The organism is Bradyrhizobium sp. CCBAU 45394, from assembly GCF_028128655.1.
Classification (GTDB): domain Bacteria; phylum Pseudomonadota; class Alphaproteobacteria; order Rhizobiales; family Xanthobacteraceae; genus Bradyrhizobium; species Bradyrhizobium diazoefficiens.
This window is the reverse complement of sequence record NZ_LBIX01000175.1, coordinates 20,216-38,402: the sequence shown is the minus strand read 5'-3', so window position 1 is coordinate 38,402 and position 18,187 is coordinate 20,216. Positions and strand designations below refer to the sequence as shown.

21 protein-coding genes, 2 tRNA genes and 1 pseudogene are annotated in these 18,187 nt (G+C 64.4%); 18 read left to right on the top strand and 6 right to left on the bottom strand.

What is annotated here, in order from left to right; genetic code table 11:
* Window positions 1-147: 147 nt before the first annotated feature.
* A complete protein-coding gene (locus WN73_RS35410) occupies window positions 148-1,155 on the bottom strand; it encodes an LLM class flavin-dependent oxidoreductase (protein ID WP_271556841.1) in 1,008 nt (335 codons plus the stop codon).
* 262 nt (window positions 1,156-1,417) lie between these two features.
* Here WN73_RS35410 and WN73_RS35405 point away from each other — a divergent pair, with 262 nt between their 5' ends.
* The 4 genes from WN73_RS35405 to WN73_RS35390 all read left to right on the top strand — a co-directional run bounded on the left by WN73_RS35405 (window position 1,418) and on the right by WN73_RS35390 (window position 3,547).
* Window positions 1,418-1,594, top strand: a complete 177-nt coding sequence (locus tag WN73_RS35405) for a hypothetical protein (RefSeq protein WP_271556839.1) — start codon at window positions 1,418-1,420, stop codon at window positions 1,592-1,594.
* Window positions 1,595-1,828: 234 nt separating this feature from the next.
* On the top strand, window positions 1,829-2,332 hold the full coding sequence (locus tag WN73_RS35400) for a Twin-arginine translocation pathway signal (RefSeq protein ID WP_271556837.1): 504 nt from the start codon (window positions 1,829-1,831) through the stop codon (window positions 2,330-2,332).
* A 35-nt stretch (window positions 2,333-2,367) separates the two neighbouring features.
* Window positions 2,368-2,982, top strand: a complete 615-nt coding sequence (locus WN73_RS35395) for a ferric reductase-like transmembrane domain-containing protein (protein WP_271556835.1) — start codon at window positions 2,368-2,370, stop codon at window positions 2,980-2,982.
* 88 nt (window positions 2,983-3,070) lie between these two features.
* The gene (locus WN73_RS35390) at window positions 3,071-3,547 is read left to right on the top strand and encodes a cyclic nucleotide-binding domain-containing protein (protein WP_271557210.1); all 477 of its coding nucleotides are present in this window, start codon (window positions 3,071-3,073) and stop codon (window positions 3,545-3,547) included.
* Window positions 3,548-4,584: 1,037 nt separating this feature from the next.
* Here WN73_RS35390 and WN73_RS35385 read toward each other — a convergent pair.
* Window positions 4,585-4,659 (bottom strand) — tRNA-Thr (locus WN73_RS35385).
* 319 nt (window positions 4,660-4,978) lie between these two features.
* Between WN73_RS35385 and WN73_RS35380 the strand changes: the two genes are divergently transcribed.
* The 5 genes from WN73_RS35380 to WN73_RS35360 all read left to right on the top strand — a co-directional run bounded on the left by WN73_RS35380 (window position 4,979) and on the right by WN73_RS35360 (window position 8,997).
* The gene (locus WN73_RS35380; RefSeq protein ID WP_271556834.1) at window positions 4,979-5,167 is read left to right on the top strand and encodes a hypothetical protein; all 189 of its coding nucleotides are present in this window, start codon (window positions 4,979-4,981) and stop codon (window positions 5,165-5,167) included.
* Between the two features lie 40 nt (window positions 5,168-5,207).
* Window positions 5,208-6,914, top strand: a complete 1,707-nt coding sequence (locus WN73_RS35375) for an FAD-dependent oxidoreductase (RefSeq protein ID WP_161536947.1) — start codon at window positions 5,208-5,210, stop codon at window positions 6,912-6,914.
* A 125-nt stretch (window positions 6,915-7,039) separates the two neighbouring features.
* The gene (locus WN73_RS35370; RefSeq protein WP_028173644.1) at window positions 7,040-7,348 is read left to right on the top strand and encodes an EthD family reductase; all 309 of its coding nucleotides are present in this window, start codon (window positions 7,040-7,042) and stop codon (window positions 7,346-7,348) included.
* A gap of 190 nt (window positions 7,349-7,538) precedes the next feature.
* Window positions 7,539-8,048: a hypothetical protein gene (locus tag WN73_RS35365; protein WP_028173643.1), complete on the top strand. Its 510-nt coding sequence runs from the start codon at window positions 7,539-7,541 to the stop codon at window positions 8,046-8,048.
* Window positions 8,049-8,172: 124 nt separating this feature from the next.
* Window positions 8,173-8,997 (top strand): alpha/beta fold hydrolase, encoded by an 825-nt coding sequence (locus tag WN73_RS35360; RefSeq protein WP_028173642.1) that lies wholly within the window; start codon window positions 8,173-8,175, stop codon window positions 8,995-8,997.
* A 38-nt stretch (window positions 8,998-9,035) separates the two neighbouring features.
* On the opposite strand, the gene WN73_RS35355 is transcribed toward WN73_RS35360, so the two are convergent.
* Window positions 9,036-9,677 carry a TetR/AcrR family transcriptional regulator gene (locus tag WN73_RS35355; protein WP_028173641.1) on the bottom strand — a complete coding sequence of 214 codons (642 nt, stop codon included), beginning with the start codon at window positions 9,675-9,677 and terminating at the stop codon, window positions 9,036-9,038.
* Window positions 9,678-9,765: 88 nt separating this feature from the next.
* On the opposite strand from WN73_RS35355, the gene WN73_RS35350 reads away from it, so the two are divergent.
* From WN73_RS35350 to WN73_RS35310, 9 genes are all read left to right on the top strand, one after another.
* Window positions 9,766-10,704 (top strand): SDR family oxidoreductase, encoded by a 939-nt coding sequence (locus WN73_RS35350; protein WP_028173640.1) that lies wholly within the window; start codon window positions 9,766-9,768, stop codon window positions 10,702-10,704.
* Between the two features lie 26 nt (window positions 10,705-10,730).
* Window positions 10,731-11,390, top strand: a complete 660-nt coding sequence (locus WN73_RS35345; protein ID WP_028173639.1) for an NAD-dependent epimerase/dehydratase family protein — start codon at window positions 10,731-10,733, stop codon at window positions 11,388-11,390.
* A gap of 82 nt (window positions 11,391-11,472) precedes the next feature.
* Window positions 11,473-11,916, top strand: coding sequence for a DUF2948 family protein (locus WN73_RS35340; RefSeq protein WP_028173638.1), 444 nt, complete (start codon window positions 11,473-11,475; stop codon window positions 11,914-11,916).
* Between the two features lie 276 nt (window positions 11,917-12,192).
* Entirely contained in the window at window positions 12,193-13,488 is a 1,296-nt protein-coding gene (gene hisD, locus WN73_RS35335) for a histidinol dehydrogenase (RefSeq protein ID WP_271556833.1), read from the top strand.
* Complete coding sequence (locus WN73_RS35330) at window positions 13,485-13,982, top strand: UPF0262 family protein (protein WP_011084075.1); 498 nt, start codon at window positions 13,485-13,487, stop codon at window positions 13,980-13,982. Before hisD ends, WN73_RS35330 begins: the two co-directional genes overlap by 4 nt.
* Before the next feature lie 6 nt (window positions 13,983-13,988).
* Window positions 13,989-14,456: an arsenate-mycothiol transferase ArsC gene (locus WN73_RS35325; protein ID WP_271556832.1), complete on the top strand. Its 468-nt coding sequence runs from the start codon at window positions 13,989-13,991 to the stop codon at window positions 14,454-14,456.
* 155 nt (window positions 14,457-14,611) lie between these two features.
* Window positions 14,612-15,241 carry a Maf-like protein gene (locus WN73_RS35320; RefSeq protein WP_011084077.1) on the top strand — a complete coding sequence of 210 codons (630 nt, stop codon included), beginning with the start codon at window positions 14,612-14,614 and terminating at the stop codon, window positions 15,239-15,241.
* Window positions 15,242-15,407: 166 nt separating this feature from the next.
* Window positions 15,408-15,590 (top strand): DNA gyrase inhibitor YacG, encoded by a 183-nt coding sequence (gene yacG, locus WN73_RS35315; RefSeq protein WP_271556831.1) that lies wholly within the window; start codon window positions 15,408-15,410, stop codon window positions 15,588-15,590.
* Between the two features lie 197 nt (window positions 15,591-15,787).
* Window positions 15,788-15,863, top strand: a tRNA-Phe gene (locus tag WN73_RS35310).
* Between the two features lie 819 nt (window positions 15,864-16,682).
* Here WN73_RS35310 and WN73_RS44765 read toward each other — a convergent pair.
* The 3 genes and pseudogenes from WN73_RS44765 to WN73_RS35295 form a co-directional block, all read right to left on the bottom strand.
* A pseudogene (locus WN73_RS44765) lies at window positions 16,683-17,411 on the bottom strand (recombinase family protein); the annotation flags it as partial.
* Between the two features lie 159 nt (window positions 17,412-17,570).
* Window positions 17,571-17,996 carry a hypothetical protein gene (locus tag WN73_RS35300; RefSeq protein WP_271556830.1) on the bottom strand — a complete coding sequence of 142 codons (426 nt, stop codon included), beginning with the start codon at window positions 17,994-17,996 and terminating at the stop codon, window positions 17,571-17,573.
* Window positions 17,993-18,136 carry a hypothetical protein gene (locus WN73_RS35295; RefSeq protein ID WP_249759315.1) on the bottom strand — a complete coding sequence of 48 codons (144 nt, stop codon included), beginning with the start codon at window positions 18,134-18,136 and terminating at the stop codon, window positions 17,993-17,995. Before WN73_RS35295 ends, WN73_RS35300 begins: the two co-directional genes overlap by 4 nt.
* Between the last annotated feature and the right edge of the window lie 51 nt (window positions 18,137-18,187).

Here is an 18,187-nt window from a genome sequence, read left to right as displayed (position 1 = left end):
GGGATCGGCGCTACGCTACCCTTCCAGGCACCGAGTGTAGGACGTCAATGCTGTAACTGCAACCTGCGCGAAACTCGCCAGCTTCATGAACGCGATCCGCGAGGCGTGAGGATCGGCCATACCTGGCTCGGCCGTGTGATGCCTTGATCACCGGGCCGGTTGCGCCGCCAGCCGGCCGCGCACCTCGGCCGCGATCTCGAACGAGCGTAGCCGGGCGGCGTGGTCGTAGATCTGGCCGGTGGTCATCAATTCGTCCGCGCCGGTCTCGGCGATCAGCGCCTTCAGCTTCTCTTCGACCTCGGTGGGCGAGCCGACCGCGGAGCAGGACAGCGACTGGCCGACCATGGCCTTCTCCGCCGGCGACCACAGCGCGTCCATGTCGTCGACCGGCGGCGGCAGCGGGCCGGGCGTGCCGCGGCGCAGATTGATGAACTGCTGCTGCAGCGAGGAGAACATGCGCTGCGCCTCGGCGTCGCTCTCCGCCGCGAACACGTTGACACCGACCATCGCATAGGGCCTGTCGAGCTGCGCCGAGGGCTCGAAACGCGCGCGATACTCGCGCAGCGCCGGCATCATCATCTGTGGCGCGAAATGCGAGGCGAAGGCGAAGGGCAGGCCGAGCATCGCCGCGAGCTGCGCGCCAAACGTGCTCGAGCCGAGGATCCACAGCGGCACCTTGGTCCCCACGCCGGGCACGGCGCGGATCGTCTGGTTCGGTTGCACATCGCCGAGCAACGCCTGCAATTCCAGCACGTCATGCGGAAAATTCTCGGACGTGGTGGCGAGGTCACGCCGCAGCGCCCTTGCTGTGAACTGGTCGGTGCCCGGCGCCCGCCCGAGCCCGAGATCGATCCGTCCCGGATAGAGCGACTCCAGCGTGCCGAACTGCTCGGCGATGACCAGCGGCGAATGGTTCGGCAGCATGACGCCGCCGGAGCCGACGCGGATCGTCTTCGTGCCGCCCGCGACATGCCCGATCACGACAGAGGTCGCCGCGCTGGCGATGCCCGTCATGTTGTGATGCTCGGCCAGCCAGAACCGCTTGTAGCCCCAGGCCTCGGCGTGCTGGGCAAGATCAAGCGAATTGCGAAACGCCTGCGCGGCGTCGCCACCCTGGCGGATGGGAGCGAGGTCGAGCACGGAGAAGGGGATCATGCGTGGGGGTCCGGGTGGAGGGCGATATGCGCCGGGGCTCCATATGTAGTACCTGCCAGCCCGAATGTTAGCGTTGCAGTGTCGATCGGACACCGGCGCAACGATGCCATTCGGAATTGTCGCGGGTGACCGGCGAACTGCCAGATAGCGTTTTTGACCCAGCGGACTCCCAGCGCAGGTTTGATTTACGTCAACATTCAAAACCTGGCTTCATTTTCACTTCCGACATTGGTTGCTTCGATTTCCTTCCTGGAGAGGTACGATGGCCGATCCGACCAAGCTCTCGGTTGAGAAAGCGCTCGAAAAGATACGTCAGCGCGACGAGCCGAAATCAGAGAATTCACGCCTTGATGAAAAAACCGACGCTCTCAATGAAGAGATAAAACGTATGAGAGCACAAAGGCTCCGCCTTGAACGACAAAAGGGCAAGCGTGGCTGAATAGCGCGTAGGATGGGTAGAGCACTTGCGAAACCCCATCATGTTTCGTCGTCGAACAAAGCCTCGATGGGTTTCGCTTCGCTCAACCCATCCCACGAGGCTGTCTGAGCGGCCTGCGCCTCCGTTCACAACACTGTTATTGCGACCTATGGCGCCCTTTGTCGCAACTGGGCGTCTCGTGCGTGTTGTTGTATGCTTGGCAGAGCCACTGAACGGTCGCCAGGAGGAATCGACATGACCATGGTCGTACTCAGCCGCCGCAACCTCCTCGTCGCCGGCGGCTCCGTTCTCGCAACCGGGGTTTTGACAGCCGGCGTTCCCGGGCTCCTGCTGCCGGCCCGCGCGGACGGACTCGCGCCGACCGAGACGATGTCGGGCGGGGCGAACAACTACCGCAAGGGCGCGGCGATCGTGGATCGCATCGGCAAGGGCGGCTTCTGGATGAGCGGCACCGTCCGCCGAGCCGGCGACGGCGCTCCGCTTGCCGGGCAGCGCATCCAGATCTGGGCGCACACGGTCGAAGGACAGGAGCACGAGCCGCAGAGCCATGGCGCCACGCTCACCGACAAGGACGGCAAGTTCCGGCTCGAGATGCCGCAGATCATTCCGATCTTCGGCCAGCCGCATGGTCACCTCGCCTATGACAGCGGTGAATTCATGACCGTCTTCCTGCGGCCGGTGATGCGGAGCGCAAAGGAAACCAGCCTCGAGGCGCACTTCGTTCTGCAGCCGGCCTGAGCGAATTGCGAACGACGGGGTGGAAACTGGCCCGGGTGATCCTGATCTGGGGCGCCTTGGCTTCGGCCATTGGCGTGCCGATCGCTGCTGCCGCAGGAAGCGAGCAGCTCGCATGGCGCGGTCCGGTCTATATCCTTGCCGGGTTTGCGGGGATTATCGCGCTGGGTCTCGTGCTCGTGCAGCCCCTGCTGATCGGCGGATATCTGCCGGGACTGTCGGCCTATCGCGGACGGCGCGCGCATCACTGGATCGGTGGGGCGCTTGCTCTGGCGATCGTGATCCATGTCGCCGGCCTCTGGATCACCAGTCCCCCCGACATGATCGACGCCCTGACTTTCTCGTCGCCGACGCCGTTCTCGCCTTTCGGCGTGATCGCCATGTGGGCCATCTTCATCGTCGCGCTCCTGGCTCTACTGCGCCGGCGCTTGGGACTGCGGCCGCGAACGTGGCGTTTCGTTCATATGCCTCTCGCGATCGTCATCGTCGCAGGCAGCGCGGTCCATTGCCTGCTGATCGAGGGAACGATGGAGACGATCTCGAAGGCGGCGCTTTGCGCGCTCGTCCTCGCGGCAACCGTGAAAGCCATGGTTGACCTTCAGGTTTGGCGAAAGCGAAGGACGCTGCGCGGCGAGAGCATTGCGCGGCAGTGAGCCGCGATCTGCAGGCCGCTTTGTTTCAACACGTTCGGCGTCGTCTGCTCTGCTTGCCGCAGAAGGCAACGAAGCTTATCCTCGCGCGATGGTTGCCCGTGCCCCCGATCTGAAAGCGTTCCTGCTCGCGACGCCGTTCTTCGGCGGTCTTTCGGACACAGGTCTCGACCTCCTGATGTCGATGCTGGTCGAGTGCCGCTTCGAAGCCGGCGCGACTGTCGTGGCGGAAGGCGAGCCGGGACGCTCGATGTTCATCGTCAGATCCGGCCGGCTGGCGGTGAGCAAACGGGCGACTTCGGGAAGCGTCATCCCGATTTCCATTCTGGAGCGAGGGGATTTCTTCGGCGAGATGACGCTGATCGAAATGCAAAACCGCTCCGCCACTGTGGTCGCGGAGAGCTCGACGGTGCTGTACGAGCTGACGGCTCAAAAACTCTACGCCTGCTACAAGGCCGATATCCACGCCTACGTGATCGTCCTGCAGAACATCAACCGCGAGCTTTGCCGCCGGCTGCGCCGTGCGGATGATCGCTTTGCTGGGCATCAGGTGGGTGAAGACAGCTGATCATGCGTAGGATGGGTAGAGCACTTGCGAAACCCATCATGCTTCGTCTGAACAAGATCTCGATGGGTTTCGCTTCGCTCTACCCATCCTACGATCCGGCTCGCTGGTGCGGCTAGAGCAGCGCCATTGAGTGCAGCGAGTTTCTATGAAAGCCGAAGGCAACCAAGCCGGACAGAAGCAGCACAGTCCCAGTCACGATCAGGCAACACGCAAACACTATCGGAGCCTCGGGTTCGTTATGAATGACAAAGACGATAATAGATAAAACTTTACCGACAATCGAAAGGCACAATTAGCCTTACTGGCGCGGACCAACAGGTAAGAACCTCGGCATCAGGTCTGCGGAGTGTCGTCGGGCTTGTGTCTCCGTGCTCGCCAATTTGCCCGTCGGGCAAAACACCCGCCTCCCGCAAAAATCCGTCAACCCTCCTTTGCAAAAATATTCCGCTTTACCGAAATTCGGGTTTGCGGCATTCTCTCGCCATCCCGGTCCTCGGAGAGGGGCGATCGTACGTCGTAACGAACGTGGATCGGGGTGCGGTGGACGCGGCTGCGTCGGGCACGCGAATGCGGGACCAGGGCGAGATGAACCTCGTGAGGTCCTTGCTCGGTGCGGACGGACGGCGCCGAAGTCCGGCGAAGCTGTTAAAGCGAAGCCGGATGAGCTGCGTACGGCAAAAGCGCGTGGTCCTGACCGTCGTTGCTACGGTCAAACCTTGCGGAGATGAATCGGGGCTCGACCGGGTCTCGGGCATCGCCAATTCGCAAGGTGACGGAGGCCAGAAGGAACTCGGCTCCGGGGAGAGCGCGCATACGCCGTCAGCCCATCGCGCAGGGAAGGCCGGGTGTTTTCCGGCCCACCTGTTGTCCCGCCTGCGCATTTGCGTGTGCAAATTCTTCGCGCAGCGGATCGTGGGTGCCAGCCGGCACCCGGCCTTCCCTGCGCCCTCTTCGCTTAAAGAGGGTCAAGGTGAGAACAAAACTCGGGCACTACCTGCCGCGAGAATGCTGATCTGTGCGTGATTTGACCCAGAGAATGGTGCTGCCAGACAGGATTGAACTGTCGACCTCTCCATTACCAATGGAGTGCTCTACCACTGAGCTACGGCAGCATGTGCTGGGATCTAGAATCGGCCGCCACGAGGGGCCTACCAAGCGGGCCGATATCTGCCACAAGCCCCCCTCCTGTGCAAGCTTGCAAGCCCTGCCAAAATGAGAAAATCGGGCCGATATCGGGGTCAAAAGGGCTGTTTTTGCTCGAAACGACCGACTTTCCGTCGATTCGGGTTCCGATTTCCCCACCCAACTGGCCAGTTGGCCGGGCTACCGGATTCGCCTCATTTTGGAGTTTCGCACGATCGGATCGCGCGGGCCTCTTGAGCTGCCACGTTCATAGGGCATGTTATCGCCGACCGCTGCAATGGACCGGTGATGGCTGACGAGAACGACAAAAGCACGAGGCCGGCGAGGGCGTCCCGGGACGACCGGTTGAAATCGGCGCTGCGGGAAAACCTGAAGCGGCGGAAGCTACAGGCGCGCGAACGCGCCGCAAGCGCCGACCCCTCGCAGAACGAAGATGGGTCCCTAAATGAGGGGCCCGCCGGCAAGACCGGCGGCTAAAATCCGGCGGCTGGAAATTTTGGAGTTGAGCGACGTGGCAATGGGGCAAGACGGACAGCAACGAAACGACCGTGAGGCGCTGATGTCGCGGTTCACGCGCCCCGAGCAGACCTTTCCCGCGCTGACATCGGCCGAGATCGAGCGCATCAGGCATTTCGGCGAGCTCCGCACCTATTCGGATCGCGAGCTGCTGTTCGAGACCGGCAAGCCGGGGCCCGGCATGTTCGTCATCCTGAAGGGCCACGTCGCCATCACCCAGCGCGACGGGCTCGGTCATGTCAGCCCGGTGATCGACCAGGGACCCGGCCAGTTCCTGGCCGAGCTCGGCCAGCTCTCGGGGAGGCCGGCGCTGGTCGACGGACGCGCCGAGGGCGATGTCGAGGTGGTCCTGATCCCGCCGGACCGGCTGCGCGCCCTGCTGGTCGCCGAAGCCGAGCTCGGCGAGCGCATCATGCGCGCGCTGATCCTGCGCCGGGTCAGCCTGATCCAGGGCGGCGTCGGTGGCCCGGTGCTGATCGGGCCGTCGAACTCCGCCGGCGTGGTGCGCTTGCAGGGCTTCCTCACCCGCAACGGCCAGCCGCATCATCTGCTCGATGCCGACAGCGAGCACGACGCGGCCGAGGTGATCGCGCGTTATTCGCCGAAGCCGGAAGATTGGCCGCTGGTCGTCACCGCCGACGGCAGCGTGCTGCGCAATCCCAGCGAGATCGAGCTCGGGCGCGCCATCGGCATGATCGGCGGGGCGAAGGATGATCGGATCTACGACGTCGCGATCGTCGGCTGCGGGCCGGCAGGGCTCGCGACCGCGGTCTACGCGGCCTCCGAAGGTCTCTCGGTTGCGGTCGTCGACACCCGCGCCTTCGGCGGCCAGGCCGGCGCCAGCGCGCGCATCGAGAACTATCTCGGCTTTCCGACCGGCATCTCGGGTCAGGCCCTGGCCGGCCGCGCCTTCACCCAGGCGCAGAAGTTCGGCGCCGAGATCATGATCCCGATGTCGGTGAAGTCGCTGGACTGTTCGCGCAGTGGCGGCACCTTCGCCCTCGCGCTGGATTGCGGCGACACATTGCGCTCGCGCGCGGTGGTGGTCGCGAGCGGCGCGCGCTATCGCCGGCCGGAGATCGCAAAGCTCGACACGTTCGAGGGCCGCGGCGTCTGGTACTGGGCCTCTCCGGTCGAGGCGAAGCTGTGCGCCGGCGAGGAGGTCGCCCTGGTCGGCGCCGGCAATTCGGCGGGCCAGGCCGCCGTGTTCCTGTCGGGTCACGCAAAAAAGGTGCTGATGATCATCCGCGGCGGCGGTCTGGGCGCCAGCATGTCGCGCTATCTCATCGAGCGCATCGAAGCGACGCCGAACATCGAATTGATGTTCAACACCGAGATCACGGCGCTCGAGGGCGACGAGGCCTCGCTGCTGCGGCGCATCCGCTGGAAGAGCCGGCTGTCGAGCGACGAGGATTCTGCCGACATCCGCAATCTCTTTCTGTTCGTCGGCGCCGATCCCGCCACCGGCTGGCTCGACGGCTGCGGCGTGACGCTCGATCGCGGCGGCTTCGTCGTGACGGGCGCGCAGTCCGAGCAGAACCAGGGCCGGCTCGTGGCGCCGCTGGAGACCTCCGTGCCCGGCGTCTACGCCGTCGGCGACGTCCGCTCCGGCTCGGTCAAGCGCGTCGGCGGCGCCATCGGCGAGGGCGCGCAAGTCGTCGCATCGCTGCACGGCTATCTCGGCGACGCCGCAAAACCGGCGCTTTAGTCAAGGAGAAGGCAAGGGAATGGCAAGTCGAATCCGGCTTGCCATCTTGCTGCGTCCCACAGACTATCGCCTGGTCGCGAGGCCAATCGCGCGTGGAAAAACAAGGATTCCCAAGGGAGGACTCAATGGCTGAAATCGTCGTGCTCTACAAAACACCCAAGGATGCTGCGGCCTTCGACAAGTACTACGCCGAGACCCACATTCCGCTCGCCAAGAAGCTTCCCGGCCTGAAGAAATACGCCGTCAGCAAGGGGCCGGTCGCATCTCCCGCAGGTCCTTCCGGAATCCATCTCGTCGCCATTCTCACCTTCGACAGCGTGGCCGACATTCAGGCGGCATTCGCCAGTCCGGAAGGCAAGGCGACAGGCGCCGACGTGCCGAAATTCGCCAGCGGCGGTGCCGACCTCTTGATCTTCGACACCAAGGAAGCGTGAACAATCGATTCAATTTTGGTCGAAGCCTGCTGTCGTTTGTGACAGCGATGCAAAAAAAATCAGCCATGCGTTTGTCGATTCGCACGATGACGCATGGCTTTGCCCATGCGTGTGACGACAACGCATGTGGCAATCTCATGAGGGGCGTAATACTAATCTCCATCTCAATGCAGAGAGTAGGAGAGATGTCATGGTTCTTGGGTTGAGCTTGCCCGTCTTCACGATGGTCCATGTCATCATAAGCCTGATCGCCATCGTCGCCGGCCTCGTCGTGATGTTCGGCCTGCTCGGCTCGAAGCCGATGCCGGGCCTCACCGCGATCTTCCTGCTGTTCACGATCCTCACCAGCGCGACCGGCTTCCTGTTTCCGTTCAAGGAGCTGTTGCCCTCGCACATCATCGGCATCATTTCGCTGGTGCTGCTCGCGATCGCCTGCATCGCGCTCTACGGCATGAAGCTCGCGGGCGTCTGGCGCCCGGTCTACATCGTCACCGCGATGATCTCGCTGTACTTCAACGTCTTCGTGCTGGTGATCCAGTCGTTCCTGAAAGTGCCGGCGCTCGCCGCGCTCGCGCCCGCCGTGCCGCCGGCGCCGCCGTCCGGCCCGGTGTTCGCCGTGGTGCAGGGCATCGTGCTGGTGTTCTTCGTGGTGCTGACCATCGGCGCCTGGCGCCGCTTCAAGCCGATGGCGTTTGTCTGATCGCCCGATTCTCGTGGTCTCGGGCGGTGCGGGGCATCGCCCTTGGAACATCGCGCAACCATCTTGATGTCGCCGGCTCGCGGTTCGCGGGCCCCGGAATGATTCTCACTGAAGGAGCCCCACCATGCCCACCATCACCACCAAAGACGGCGTCGAGATCTTTTTCAAGGACTGGGGCTCGGGCCAGCCGATCGTGTTCAGCCATGGCTGGCCGCTGTCGTCGGACGACTGGGACGCGCAGATGATGTTCTTCGTCGCGCGCGGCTACCGCGTCATTGCCCATGACCGCCGCGGTCACGGCCGCTCGTCGCAGGTCGCAGACGGCCACGACATGGATCACTATGCGGACGATCTTGCGGCGGTCACCGCGCATCTCGACCTGAAGAATGCCATCCACGTCGGCCATTCCACCGGCGGCGGCGAGGTCGTGCATTACATCGCGCGCCATGGCGAGAGCCGGGTGGCGAAGGCCGCGATCCTCTCCGCGGTGCCGCCGCTGATGGTGCAGACCGCAGCCAATCCCGGCGGCCTGCCGAAGAGCGTGTTCGACGACTTCCAGGTGCAACTCGCCGCCGGCCGCTCGGCCTTCTACCGCGACATCGCCGCCGGCCCGTTCTACGGCTACAACCGTCCCGGCGCAAAACCGTCGGAAGCGGTGATCCAGAACTGGTGGCGCCAGGGCATGATGGGCGGCGCCAAGGCGCATTACGACGGCATCGTCGCGTTCTCGCAGACCGACTTCACGGAGGATCTGAAGAAGATCAGCGTGCCCGTGCTGGTGATGCACGGCGACGACGACCAGATCGTGCCTTACGCCGATTCCGCGCCGTTGTCCGCGAAGCTGCTCAAGAAGGGCATCCTGAAGACCTACAAGGGCTTCCCGCACGGCATGCCGACGACGCATGCCGAGACCATCAACGCGGACCTGCTGGCGTTCTTCAAAGAGTAAGTCCGCGCTTACCCTCCCCTCCAGGGGAGGGTAAGCGATCACTTCAATATCGCCCTGATCGCATCGAACGTGCGCTTCACGAAAGCCTCCGGCTTCTCCCGCGCACCTTCGCCGATCCAGCTCTCGCCGCCGACGCGCATCGCGCCGGTGGCGATCATGGCGACGAGCCGGGCCTTCAGCCGGTCCGACTTGCGGCCGGAGCGTTGCGTGAGCCCGTCCGCGAGCGCGCGCTCGAGCTTTTCGTATTTGAGCTGGTCGCGCGCGTGGAGCGCGGGATTGTCGCGTTTGAGCCGCGACATCGCTGCCGCCTCGGTCGGATCGATCCGCTTGACCGCCGCGGCGATCGCATTCTCCGCCGCCGTCAGCATGGATTCGTCCGCAGGCCGTGCGAGAATCTCGGAGACCAGCGCGGCCGCGGCATCCTCCTGCCAGGCGGCGACGACGTCCTCTTTCGAGGCGAAGTAGTGGAAGAAGCTGCGGCGCGACACATCGGCAGCGGCCGCGATGTCGTCGATAGTCGTGGTCTCGAAGCCGCGCTCCAGGAACAGCGCCATCGCCGCGCGCTTCAGCCGCTCGCGGGTCTGCTGCTGCTTGCGCTCGCGCAGGCCGGGCGCCGCCGGGGATTTTTCTCCGGAGGACAAGGGCTTGACGCGTCTGCTAGCCTGCTTCGAAGCCTTCAAATTATTTCACCTCTTGCAAATTTGCACTTAGTGCACATTTAGACCGGTCGCGGGCCTTATTCCACCCCTGCTAGCCTGGAGCTATGGCATGACCGACTGGACCACGGCAGACATCCCCTCCCTCAGCGGCAGGACCGCCGTCGTGACCGGCGCGACGGGCGGGCTCGGCTACGAGACGGCGATGGCGCTGGCGGGCGCCGGTGCCATTGTCATACTCACCGGACGCAACGACGCAAAGGGCCTGCGGGCGATCGAGGGCATTTGCGAGCGGTTTCCCAATGCGCTGATCGCCTACGAGCATCTCGACCTCGCCAGCCTGTCCTCCGTGGCCGATTTCGCCAAGCGCTTTGCCGCCGGCAACGAGCAGCTCGACCTCCTCGTCAACAATGCCGGCGTGATGGCGCTGCCGAAACGGCAGCAGACCGAGGATGGCTTCGAGATGCAGCTCGGTACCAACTATCTCGGCCATTACGCGCTGACGGCGCGCCTGTTGCCGCAGCTTCGCCGGGCGAAAGCGTCTCGAATCGTCAATCTCTCGAGCCTCGCGCACCGCTCCGGCGCGATCAATTTCGATGATCTGCAAGGCAAGCGTTCCTATCGTCCGTGGCGGGCCTATTGCCAGTCGAAGCTGGCGATGCTGATGTTTGCCTTGGAATTGCAGCGTCGCAGCCTCGCCGCCGGCTGGGGCGTGACCAGCGTTGCCGCCCATCCCGGCTACGCGCGGACCGATCTCATTGCGAACGGGCCGGGCGCCAACACGCTCCAGTGGCGCGTCGGCCGTTGGCTGCAGCCGTTTATCAGCCAGTCCGCCGCCGAGGGCGCGCTGCCCACGCTGTTCGCGGCGACCTCGCCGGCGGCCGAGCCCGGCGGCTATTACGGTCCGAACGGGTTCTATGAATTGAAGGGGCCGCCAGCGCCGGCGAAGATCATGCCATGGGCCAAGGATTTCGCCGCGGCGGCCATGCTGTGGGATGTCTCGGCAACGCTGACCGGTGTATCCTTCGACGACATCGCGGTCGCCGCATGAGCCGCGACGCTGTTGGGGACGTCCCGATGCAAGTCATCATCTTTGGCGCGACCGGCATGGTCGGGCAGGGCGTCTTGCGCGAGTGCCTGGTCGATGCCGGCATCGACCGCGTGCTCGTGGTCGGCCGCAGTCCGACCGGCGTGCGCAACGCCAAGCTCACCGAGATCATCCACGACGATTTCACGAACTATTCGGCGATCGAGTCTCAACTGACCGGCTTCGACGCCTGCTTCTTCTGCCTCGGCGTCTCCTCGATCGGCATGAGCGAGGAGCGCTATCGTCATCTCACCTATGACCTCACGCTCGCCGCGGCGACGACGCTGGCGCGGCTCAATCCGCAGATGATTTTCACCTATGTCACCGGCGCCCGCACCGACTCCACCGAGCAGGGCTCGCGGATGTGGGCGCGGGTCAAGGGCAAGACCGAAAACGATCTGCTCAAGCTGCCGTTCAAGGGCGCCTACATGTTCCGGCCCGGCGCGATCCAGCCCCTGCATGGTGCCCGCTCCAAGACCGCCTGGGTGCAGGCCGTGTACGCCGCAACCTGGCCACTCTGGTCGGTGCTGCGCCGGATTTCGCCGCGGCTCGTCACCTCCACCGAGCAGATGGGCCGCGCCATGATCCGCGTCGCCCGGGAGGGGTATCCGCGCAAGGTGCTGGAGATGGAGGATATCAATAGCCTCTAGTCCGCCGGGTCGTTAGTTCTAAGGAAATTTCCGCGGCCGCGCGCGTTGGGCCGTATCCGCCCCCCCAGGAGAAATGCCGGCGATGTCGCCCCAGCTCAAACTGATCGCGCTCGATGCCGACGATCTCGCCGTGATCTCCACCCATGTGCAGGATGCCCGGGTGCAGGCCTCGGACATCATCTGGCGGCAGAGCGAGAAGCGGCTGGTGGTCGGCATGAGCCGGCTGGACTGGGAGCAGACGCTGGACGGCGAGACCGAGCCGCGCCGGCTGGTCGCCGCGCTCCGCTTCGATCGCGTGCTTGCCTGCAAATCGCGCAACATCGACCTTGGAGCCCCGGACGAGGTCCTGGACCTCGTCGGCATCGAGTTTCACCCCCAGGACGGCCACGACGAGGAGCCCGGCGGCAGCGCACTGCTCTTGTTCGCCCAGGGCGGCGCCATCCGCCTCGATGTCGAATGCCTCGAATGCGAGCTGACCGATCTCGGGGCGGACGAACTGGGGACGGGGATCGAAGCGGAGGGGTGAGGAATGGGAATGACCCCACTCCTGCTGTCGTCCTGGCGAAAGCCAGGACCCATTACCACCGGTGGTCGTGATGGAGTGGGCCGGAACCACATCCTGCTTCAATTACAACAAGTTGGGGTAATGGGTCCTGGCTTTCGCCAGGACGACATCGAAGCAGGATGACGATGGGCGACGACGACGTCTCGCAAGGGTTGACGGCGGGAGGCCGCCGCGCCATTGAGCAGGGGACCTGGTGCGCCAATCGCCCCGAGAAACCAGCCAGAAGCCAAGCCAGACATGCCCGTTCGTCTCGACCGCAGCAGCGCCGATTTTGACCAGCGATTCGCGGCCTTCCTCGCTGCCAAGCGCGAGGTCTCGGCCGACGTGGAGGCCGCCGCGCGCGCGATCGTCGACGACGTGGCGAGGCGCGGCGACGCGGCCCTGCTCGAGGCCACGGCGAAGTTCGACCGGCTGACGCTGGACGCATCCGGCCTTCGCGTCTCGGCCGCCGAGATCGAGGCTGCGGTGAAGGCCTGCGATGCCGCGACGCTGGATGCCTTGAGCCTCGCGCGCGACCGCATCGAGACCTATCATCGCCGCCAATTGCCGAAGGACGAGCGCTTCACCGACCCGCTCGGCGTCGAGCTCGGCTGGCGCTATACCGCGATCGAGTCCGCCGGCCTCTACGTGCCCGGGGGAACTGCCGCCTATCCGTCCTCGGTGCTGATGAACGCGGTGCCCGCGAAGGTCGCCGGCGTCTCGCGCCTCGTGATGGTGGTGCCCTCGCCGGACGGCAAGCTCAATCCGCTGGTGCTGGCGGCGGCAAAGCTGGGCGGCGTCACCGAGATCTACCGCGTCGGCGGCGCGCAGGCCGTCGCCGCGCTCGCGCACGGCACCGCCACCATCGCGCCGGTCGCAAAAATCGTCGGCCCCGGCAATGCCTATGTCGCCGCAGCCAAACGGCTGGTGTTCGGCAAGGTCGGCATCGACATGATCGCCGGTCCCTCCGAGGTGCTGGTCATTGCCGACGACACCGGCAATGCCGACTGGATCGCCGCCGACCTGCTCGCACAGGCCGAGCACGACACGAGCGCGCAATCGATCCTGATCACCGATTCCGCACGGCTTGCCGCCGATGTCGAGAAGGCGGTCGAGGCGCAGCTGAAGACGCTGCCGCGCACCGCAATCGCGAGCGCCTCCTGGGCCGACTTCGGCGCCATCATCATGGTGAAGAATCTCAACGACGCCATCCCGCTTGCGGATGCGATTGCCGCCGAGCATCTCGAGATCATGACGACCGATCCCGACGCGCTCGCCGCAAGGATCCGCAATGCCGGCGCGGTGTTCCTCGGCGCGCATACGCCGGAGGCGATCGGCGATTATGTCGGCGGCTCCAACCACGTGCTGCCGACGGCGCGCTCGGCGCGGTTCTCCTCGGGCCTCTCGGTGCACGACTTCATGAAGCGCACCTCGATCCTGAAATGCGGCCCGGATCAGCTTCGTGCGCTGGGACCTGCTGCGATGACGCTTGGCAAGGCGGAAGGGCTGGACGCCCATTCGCGCTCGATCGGATTGCGCCTCAATCTGTCATGACAAAGCCGCCCGAACAGGACGACTCCAACAATCGCATCGTCGCGGTCACCCTCGACGAGGAATCGATCGGCCGTTCCGGGCCCGATATCGAGCATGAGCGCGCGATTGCGATCTACGACCTGATCGAGCAGAACCTGTTCGCGCCGGAGGGCGCCGACGGGAAGGGGCCGTTCACGCTGCATATCGGCATCACCGGCAACCGCCTGATGTTCGACATCCGCCGCGAGGACGGCGCGCCCGTGGTCGTGCATCTGTTGTCGCTGGGGCCGTTCCGCGGGATCGTGAAGGACTATTTCATGATCTGCGACAGCTATTACCAGGCGATCCGCACCGCGACCCCGGACAAGATCGAGGCCATCGACATGGGCCGCCGCGGCATCCATGACGAGGGATCGCGCACGCTCCAGGAGCGGCTGAAGGGCAAGGTGCGGGTCGACTTCGAGACCTCGCGCCGGCTGTTCACGCTCATTACTGTTCTGCACTGGAAGGGGTAAGCGCGGATGGCTGCGCCCCCACGCGCACGCGATCCGCAATCGGTGCTGTTCGCCTGCGCGATGAACAGCGTGCGCTCGCCGATGGCCGAGAGCCTGCTGCGGCACATGTTTCCGCAAGGCCTCTACGTGAAGTCGGCCGGCGCCAGGAAGGGCGAGCTCGATCCTTTCGCCGTTGCCGTGATGGCCGAGCTCGGCCAGGACATCTCCGTCCACAGGCCGCAGACCTTCGAGGAGCTGGAGGACTGGGAGGGGCTGAACTTCGACCTCATCATCACGCTGTCGCCGGAGGCCCATCACAAGGCGCTGGAGCTGACCCGCACGCTCGCCGCCGACGTCGAATACTGGCCGACCCACGATCCCACCACCATCGAAGGCAGCCGCGACCAGAAGCTCGCCGCCTACCGCGAGGTCTGCGACCAGCTGCTGATGCGCATCCGCCGGCGCTTCGCGAAAGTGGGCGCAGCGAGCGGGTAGCATCCGGCGGGCGTAACACCCGCGTCACAGACTGCAGGCACAGGCATGTCGGAAACCTCGAATCAGCAAAGTCCGGGTTCCCGGGTTGTGAAATCAGCCCCCTTCCGATAGGTTCCGCGCGCAATTCACCCCTGCCTCATCCCCAAAATCACCTGATGCTTGGCCGCCCCAAATTCGTACTTGCCTCCGGTTCGCCGCGGCGCCTGTCGCTGCTCAACCAGGCCGGCATCGAGCCGGATGCGCTCCGGCCGGCCGACGTCGACGAGACGCCGAAGCGGGGCGAGCTGCCGCGCGCCTGCGCCAATCGCCTCGCAAGGGCCAAGGCCGATGCGGCGCTGAAATCGGTGCAGCTCGACGACGAACTGCGCGGCGCCTTCATCCTCTCCGCCGACACGGTGGTGGCGGTCGGCCGCCGCATCCTGCCCAAGGCCAATCTCGTGGACGAGGCGGCGCAGTGCCTGCGGCTGCTCTCGGGCCGCAATCATCGCGTCTATACCGCGATCTGCCTCGTCACGCCGCGCGAGGCCTTCCGCCAGCGCCTGGTCGAGACCCGCGTCCGCTTCAAGCGCCTGTCGGAGGACGACATCCAGGCCTATATCGGCTCCGGCGAATGGCGCGGCAAAGCCGGCGGCTACGCCGTGCAGGGTATCGCCGGCTCCTTCGTGGTGAAGATGGTGGGGTCCTACAGCAACGTCGTCGGCCTACCGCTCTACGAGACCACGACGCTGCTCGGCGGCGAGGGCTTCCCGATCCGCTTCGGCTGGCTCAACGCCACCGCCGTGTGAGCGCGAATGCCGCGCCGGACGGGTCTTAACAAAAATCTCGAAAACAACCCCATGCACAGTAGAATTGGCCCGCGGGACCCGGGCCGCGACGCCTGCGCGTCCGCCCGAGGAACCTGTTTGCGGACAGGCTCTTGAACGTTTTCACCCCGTGTAAGCTGCCGACATCATGGACAACCAGGTCAAAATGCCCACCGGCCCGCTCAAAACCTGCCCGATCTGCGGCAAGCCCGCCGTGCAGGCCACCCACCCGTTCTGCTCCTCGCGCTGCCGCGATGTCGACCTGAACCGCTGGCTGAAAGGCTCCTACGTCATTCCCGGCCGCGACGACGAGGTGGATGACGTTGAGTAGACAAGCAATATCAATTACTTAATTGAGTTTCCAGCGTGCCGCACGCCAGCCGCGGCAACGCCACCCCACCTTGTGCACAGCCGGGCCGCGCCCGGCGTAGCCTTCAGGCGAAGCCGGGTGGACAGGCGGCCTTCAGCCCACTATAAACCGCCCGCTCGATGGGCCTTGACCTTCTCTTTGGGTCCTTCCCTCAGCACGCCCAGGTAGCTCAGTTGGTAGAGCATGCGACTGAAAATCGCAGTGTCGGTGGTTCGATTCCGCCCCTGGGCACCATTCCTGAACAGATTTACGAACCCGGGGCGTCGGTTGCCCGTCCGGTCCAAAGGTGGACCGGATGTTGTCGTTTGAACCGACGATCCGGATCTTGTCTTCGGACACGATGATCGCGTCCACCATGCTCGAAAGATAGGCCTTCCGCGCTGCGACATCGCCGGAGATCAGCTGTTCGCGCATCAGGCGGGTGAACCGATCGACAGCGACAGGGTCAATCTCGATCGGCGCTGCGCTCGACTTGTTCGCATAATCCAGCGCTTCGACCGCTCTGTCCCGGGAGGCTTTCAGAGCCGCAACGCGCTCTTTGAGAGTCGGATCGGTGCCGTCAACGGTACCCGCCTCGATCGCGCCGTAGAGGCGCCCCAACCGCTCTTCGGCCTCAGAAGCCTGGCGGGCGAGATCGACGATCCGGCGATCGGCGGAAGCCTGCCGCTCGTCGCGGCGGGCTTTCAAGGCGAGCAAGATCGAAGTCACCCGGTCCGGCTGTAGCAACTGATCGGTCAGAGCCTCAACAACCAGCTTTTCGATGACCGGACGGGGAACCTTTCGGTTGACGCAGCTCGTCCCGTCGCCCTGCTTGTGGCGCGCCTGCTTGGTGGCCTGGATGCACTTGTAGTAGGCGTAGATCTTTCCGGTCCTGGAGGTGCCTGTCGCGGTCGTCAACGCGCAAGATACTTCGCAGTCACAGCGCACCAGTCCGCCGAGCAAGGAGGGCGCCGAGGTCAGACGCGGCCCTTTGGCTCGCGGCTGCCGCGCAACCAGAAGGGCCTGGACTTCGTCGAACAAGGCACGATCGATGATCGTCGGCACATCATATTCGACGATTTCGTCGGCGTCCTTGCGTTCGCCATCGCCCTTGCGGTTGAACTCATTGAAACGGCGAACCCCTGTATAGGCGTCGCGCGTGAGAATCTCGTGGACGGTTCCGGTGCCGAACAACGAGCCGTTCCTCGAACGGAAGCCGCGCTCGTTCAACCAGATCGCGATCTTCTTGGTGCCGAGCGGGCCGGAGTTTCCATCGCCGTTCCGGGCAAGGTCGAAGGCGCGAACGACAATCTCGGCCTCGACCGGTTCGATCGCGAGCTTTTTCTTCTGCTTGTTTCCGATGATCTCCGCGTCGACGGACTTGTATCCGAATGGAATGATGCCGCCGTTGGAAAATCCACGGCGCGCGTTCTCCTTCATGGTGCGCGTCGTCGCGCGGGATGTCTCCGCGGACTGGAATTCGTTGACGATACCGATGAACTTTCTGAACAGGTCCCCGCTCGCGTCGTTGGTCAGCGGCTCGGCGAATGAAATCAGTTCAACCTTGTGCTTGCGCAGTGCGCGGACGGTGAGTTCTTGCTCGAACTGGTTTCTGAACGCGCGGGAAAACGAATAGACGAGAATGGCGTCGACCGATCGCGTGCCGTCGGTCGCGCGCGCGATCATCTGTCCGAACGCCGGCCGCTTCATGTTCGTGGCCGTCTCACCCTCGTCGCGGAAAATGCCGACGACATTCTCGCCGTCTCGCTTGCAGCGAGCAACCAGTTGGTTCTCCTGATCCATCAGGCTGAGGGCATTCTGGGCCTGAGCGTCGGTCGACACGCGCACGTAGATGAGCACGTTTCGCGTCGCCTTGACTCCGTTCGTCGAGGGCGTTTCCAATGCGTGAAGATGCTTGCGTGCCATGAGAATATTGCCCCTGCCTCAAGTCATGGATCGAGTCTAGCGGGGCGGTACGAGCTTGTGAAGCAATTCGATCGCAGCTTTGCTGCGCATCTTGCTCACATCGATCATCTTGCCGTGGCGCCGCGTCCATTCGGCGCGGAAGGCTTCGTGCAGCATCTCGGTGTGCGTCTCACACAGGCCCTGGAACATGGCCTGCGCGCCATTATCCGGAAGCCTGAGAAAGCCCTCAATGAAGATCTGGTGGCGCAGCTCCTCGTTCATTGCACGAAGCTGGAAGATCGCCGCCTCCCGGTGCCGGGGCTTGTAGACGTAGCGGGTATCGGGCGTGAATTCACCGTTGGTCGAGGGACCCTGCGCCAGGACCTCGCCAACCAGCCAGACACCGCTGTCGACGGCGATGTCGGCGCATTTCTCCAAGTCCATTTTCAGGATGCGGGGCTCGTAGAACGGATGGGTGGTCATCGCTTCTCTCCTTTTCGAGGTGCCGTAGTCACCCCCGGCATCGTGCGGGGTTTGGGATCGAAGACCGCGTCGAGCAGGTCGCCGAAATATCGCTCGATTGCGTCCAGCTCGGCCTTCGAGACCGGGATCGGATCGGGCAATTCGCTCTCCACGGTCCAGAACTCCGGATCGGAAGGCCGCGGCTTCGCTGG

Coding starts and splice junctions, on each gene's coding strand:
- WN73_RS35325 (WP_271556832.1), top strand. CDS start 13,989: ATGGCTGCGCCCCCACGCGCACGCGATCCGCAATCGGTGCTGTTCGCC.
- WN73_RS35390 (WP_271557210.1), top strand. CDS start 3,071: ATGGTTGCCCGTGCCCCCGATCTGAAAGCGTTCCTGCTCGCGACGCCG.
- WN73_RS35375 (WP_161536947.1), top strand. CDS start 5,208: ATGGGGCAAGACGGACAGCAACGAAACGACCGTGAGGCGCTGATGTCG.
- WN73_RS35300 (WP_271556830.1), bottom strand. CDS start 17,996: ATGACCACCCATCCGTTCTACGAGCCCCGCATCCTGAAAATGGACTTG.
- WN73_RS35400 (WP_271556837.1), top strand. CDS start 1,829: ATGACCATGGTCGTACTCAGCCGCCGCAACCTCCTCGTCGCCGGCGGC.
- hisD (WP_271556833.1), top strand. CDS start 12,193: ATGCCCGTTCGTCTCGACCGCAGCAGCGCCGATTTTGACCAGCGATTC.
- WN73_RS35340 (WP_028173638.1), top strand. CDS start 11,473: ATGTCGCCCCAGCTCAAACTGATCGCGCTCGATGCCGACGATCTCGCC.
- WN73_RS35405 (WP_271556839.1), top strand. CDS start 1,418: ATGGCCGATCCGACCAAGCTCTCGGTTGAGAAAGCGCTCGAAAAGATA.
- WN73_RS35350 (WP_028173640.1), top strand. CDS start 9,766: ATGACCGACTGGACCACGGCAGACATCCCCTCCCTCAGCGGCAGGACC.
- WN73_RS35360 (WP_028173642.1), top strand. CDS start 8,173: ATGCCCACCATCACCACCAAAGACGGCGTCGAGATCTTTTTCAAGGAC.
- WN73_RS35330 (WP_011084075.1), top strand. CDS start 13,485: ATGACAAAGCCGCCCGAACAGGACGACTCCAACAATCGCATCGTCGCG.
- WN73_RS35380 (WP_271556834.1), top strand. CDS start 4,979: ATGGCTGACGAGAACGACAAAAGCACGAGGCCGGCGAGGGCGTCCCGG.
- WN73_RS35345 (WP_028173639.1), top strand. CDS start 10,731: ATGCAAGTCATCATCTTTGGCGCGACCGGCATGGTCGGGCAGGGCGTC.
- WN73_RS35370 (WP_028173644.1), top strand. CDS start 7,040: ATGGCTGAAATCGTCGTGCTCTACAAAACACCCAAGGATGCTGCGGCC.
- yacG (WP_271556831.1), top strand. CDS start 15,408: ATGGACAACCAGGTCAAAATGCCCACCGGCCCGCTCAAAACCTGCCCG.
- WN73_RS35320 (WP_011084077.1), top strand. CDS start 14,612: ATGCTTGGCCGCCCCAAATTCGTACTTGCCTCCGGTTCGCCGCGGCGC.
- WN73_RS35365 (WP_028173643.1), top strand. CDS start 7,539: ATGGTTCTTGGGTTGAGCTTGCCCGTCTTCACGATGGTCCATGTCATC.
- WN73_RS35410 (WP_271556841.1), bottom strand. CDS start 1,155: ATGATCCCCTTCTCCGTGCTCGACCTCGCTCCCATCCGCCAGGGTGGC.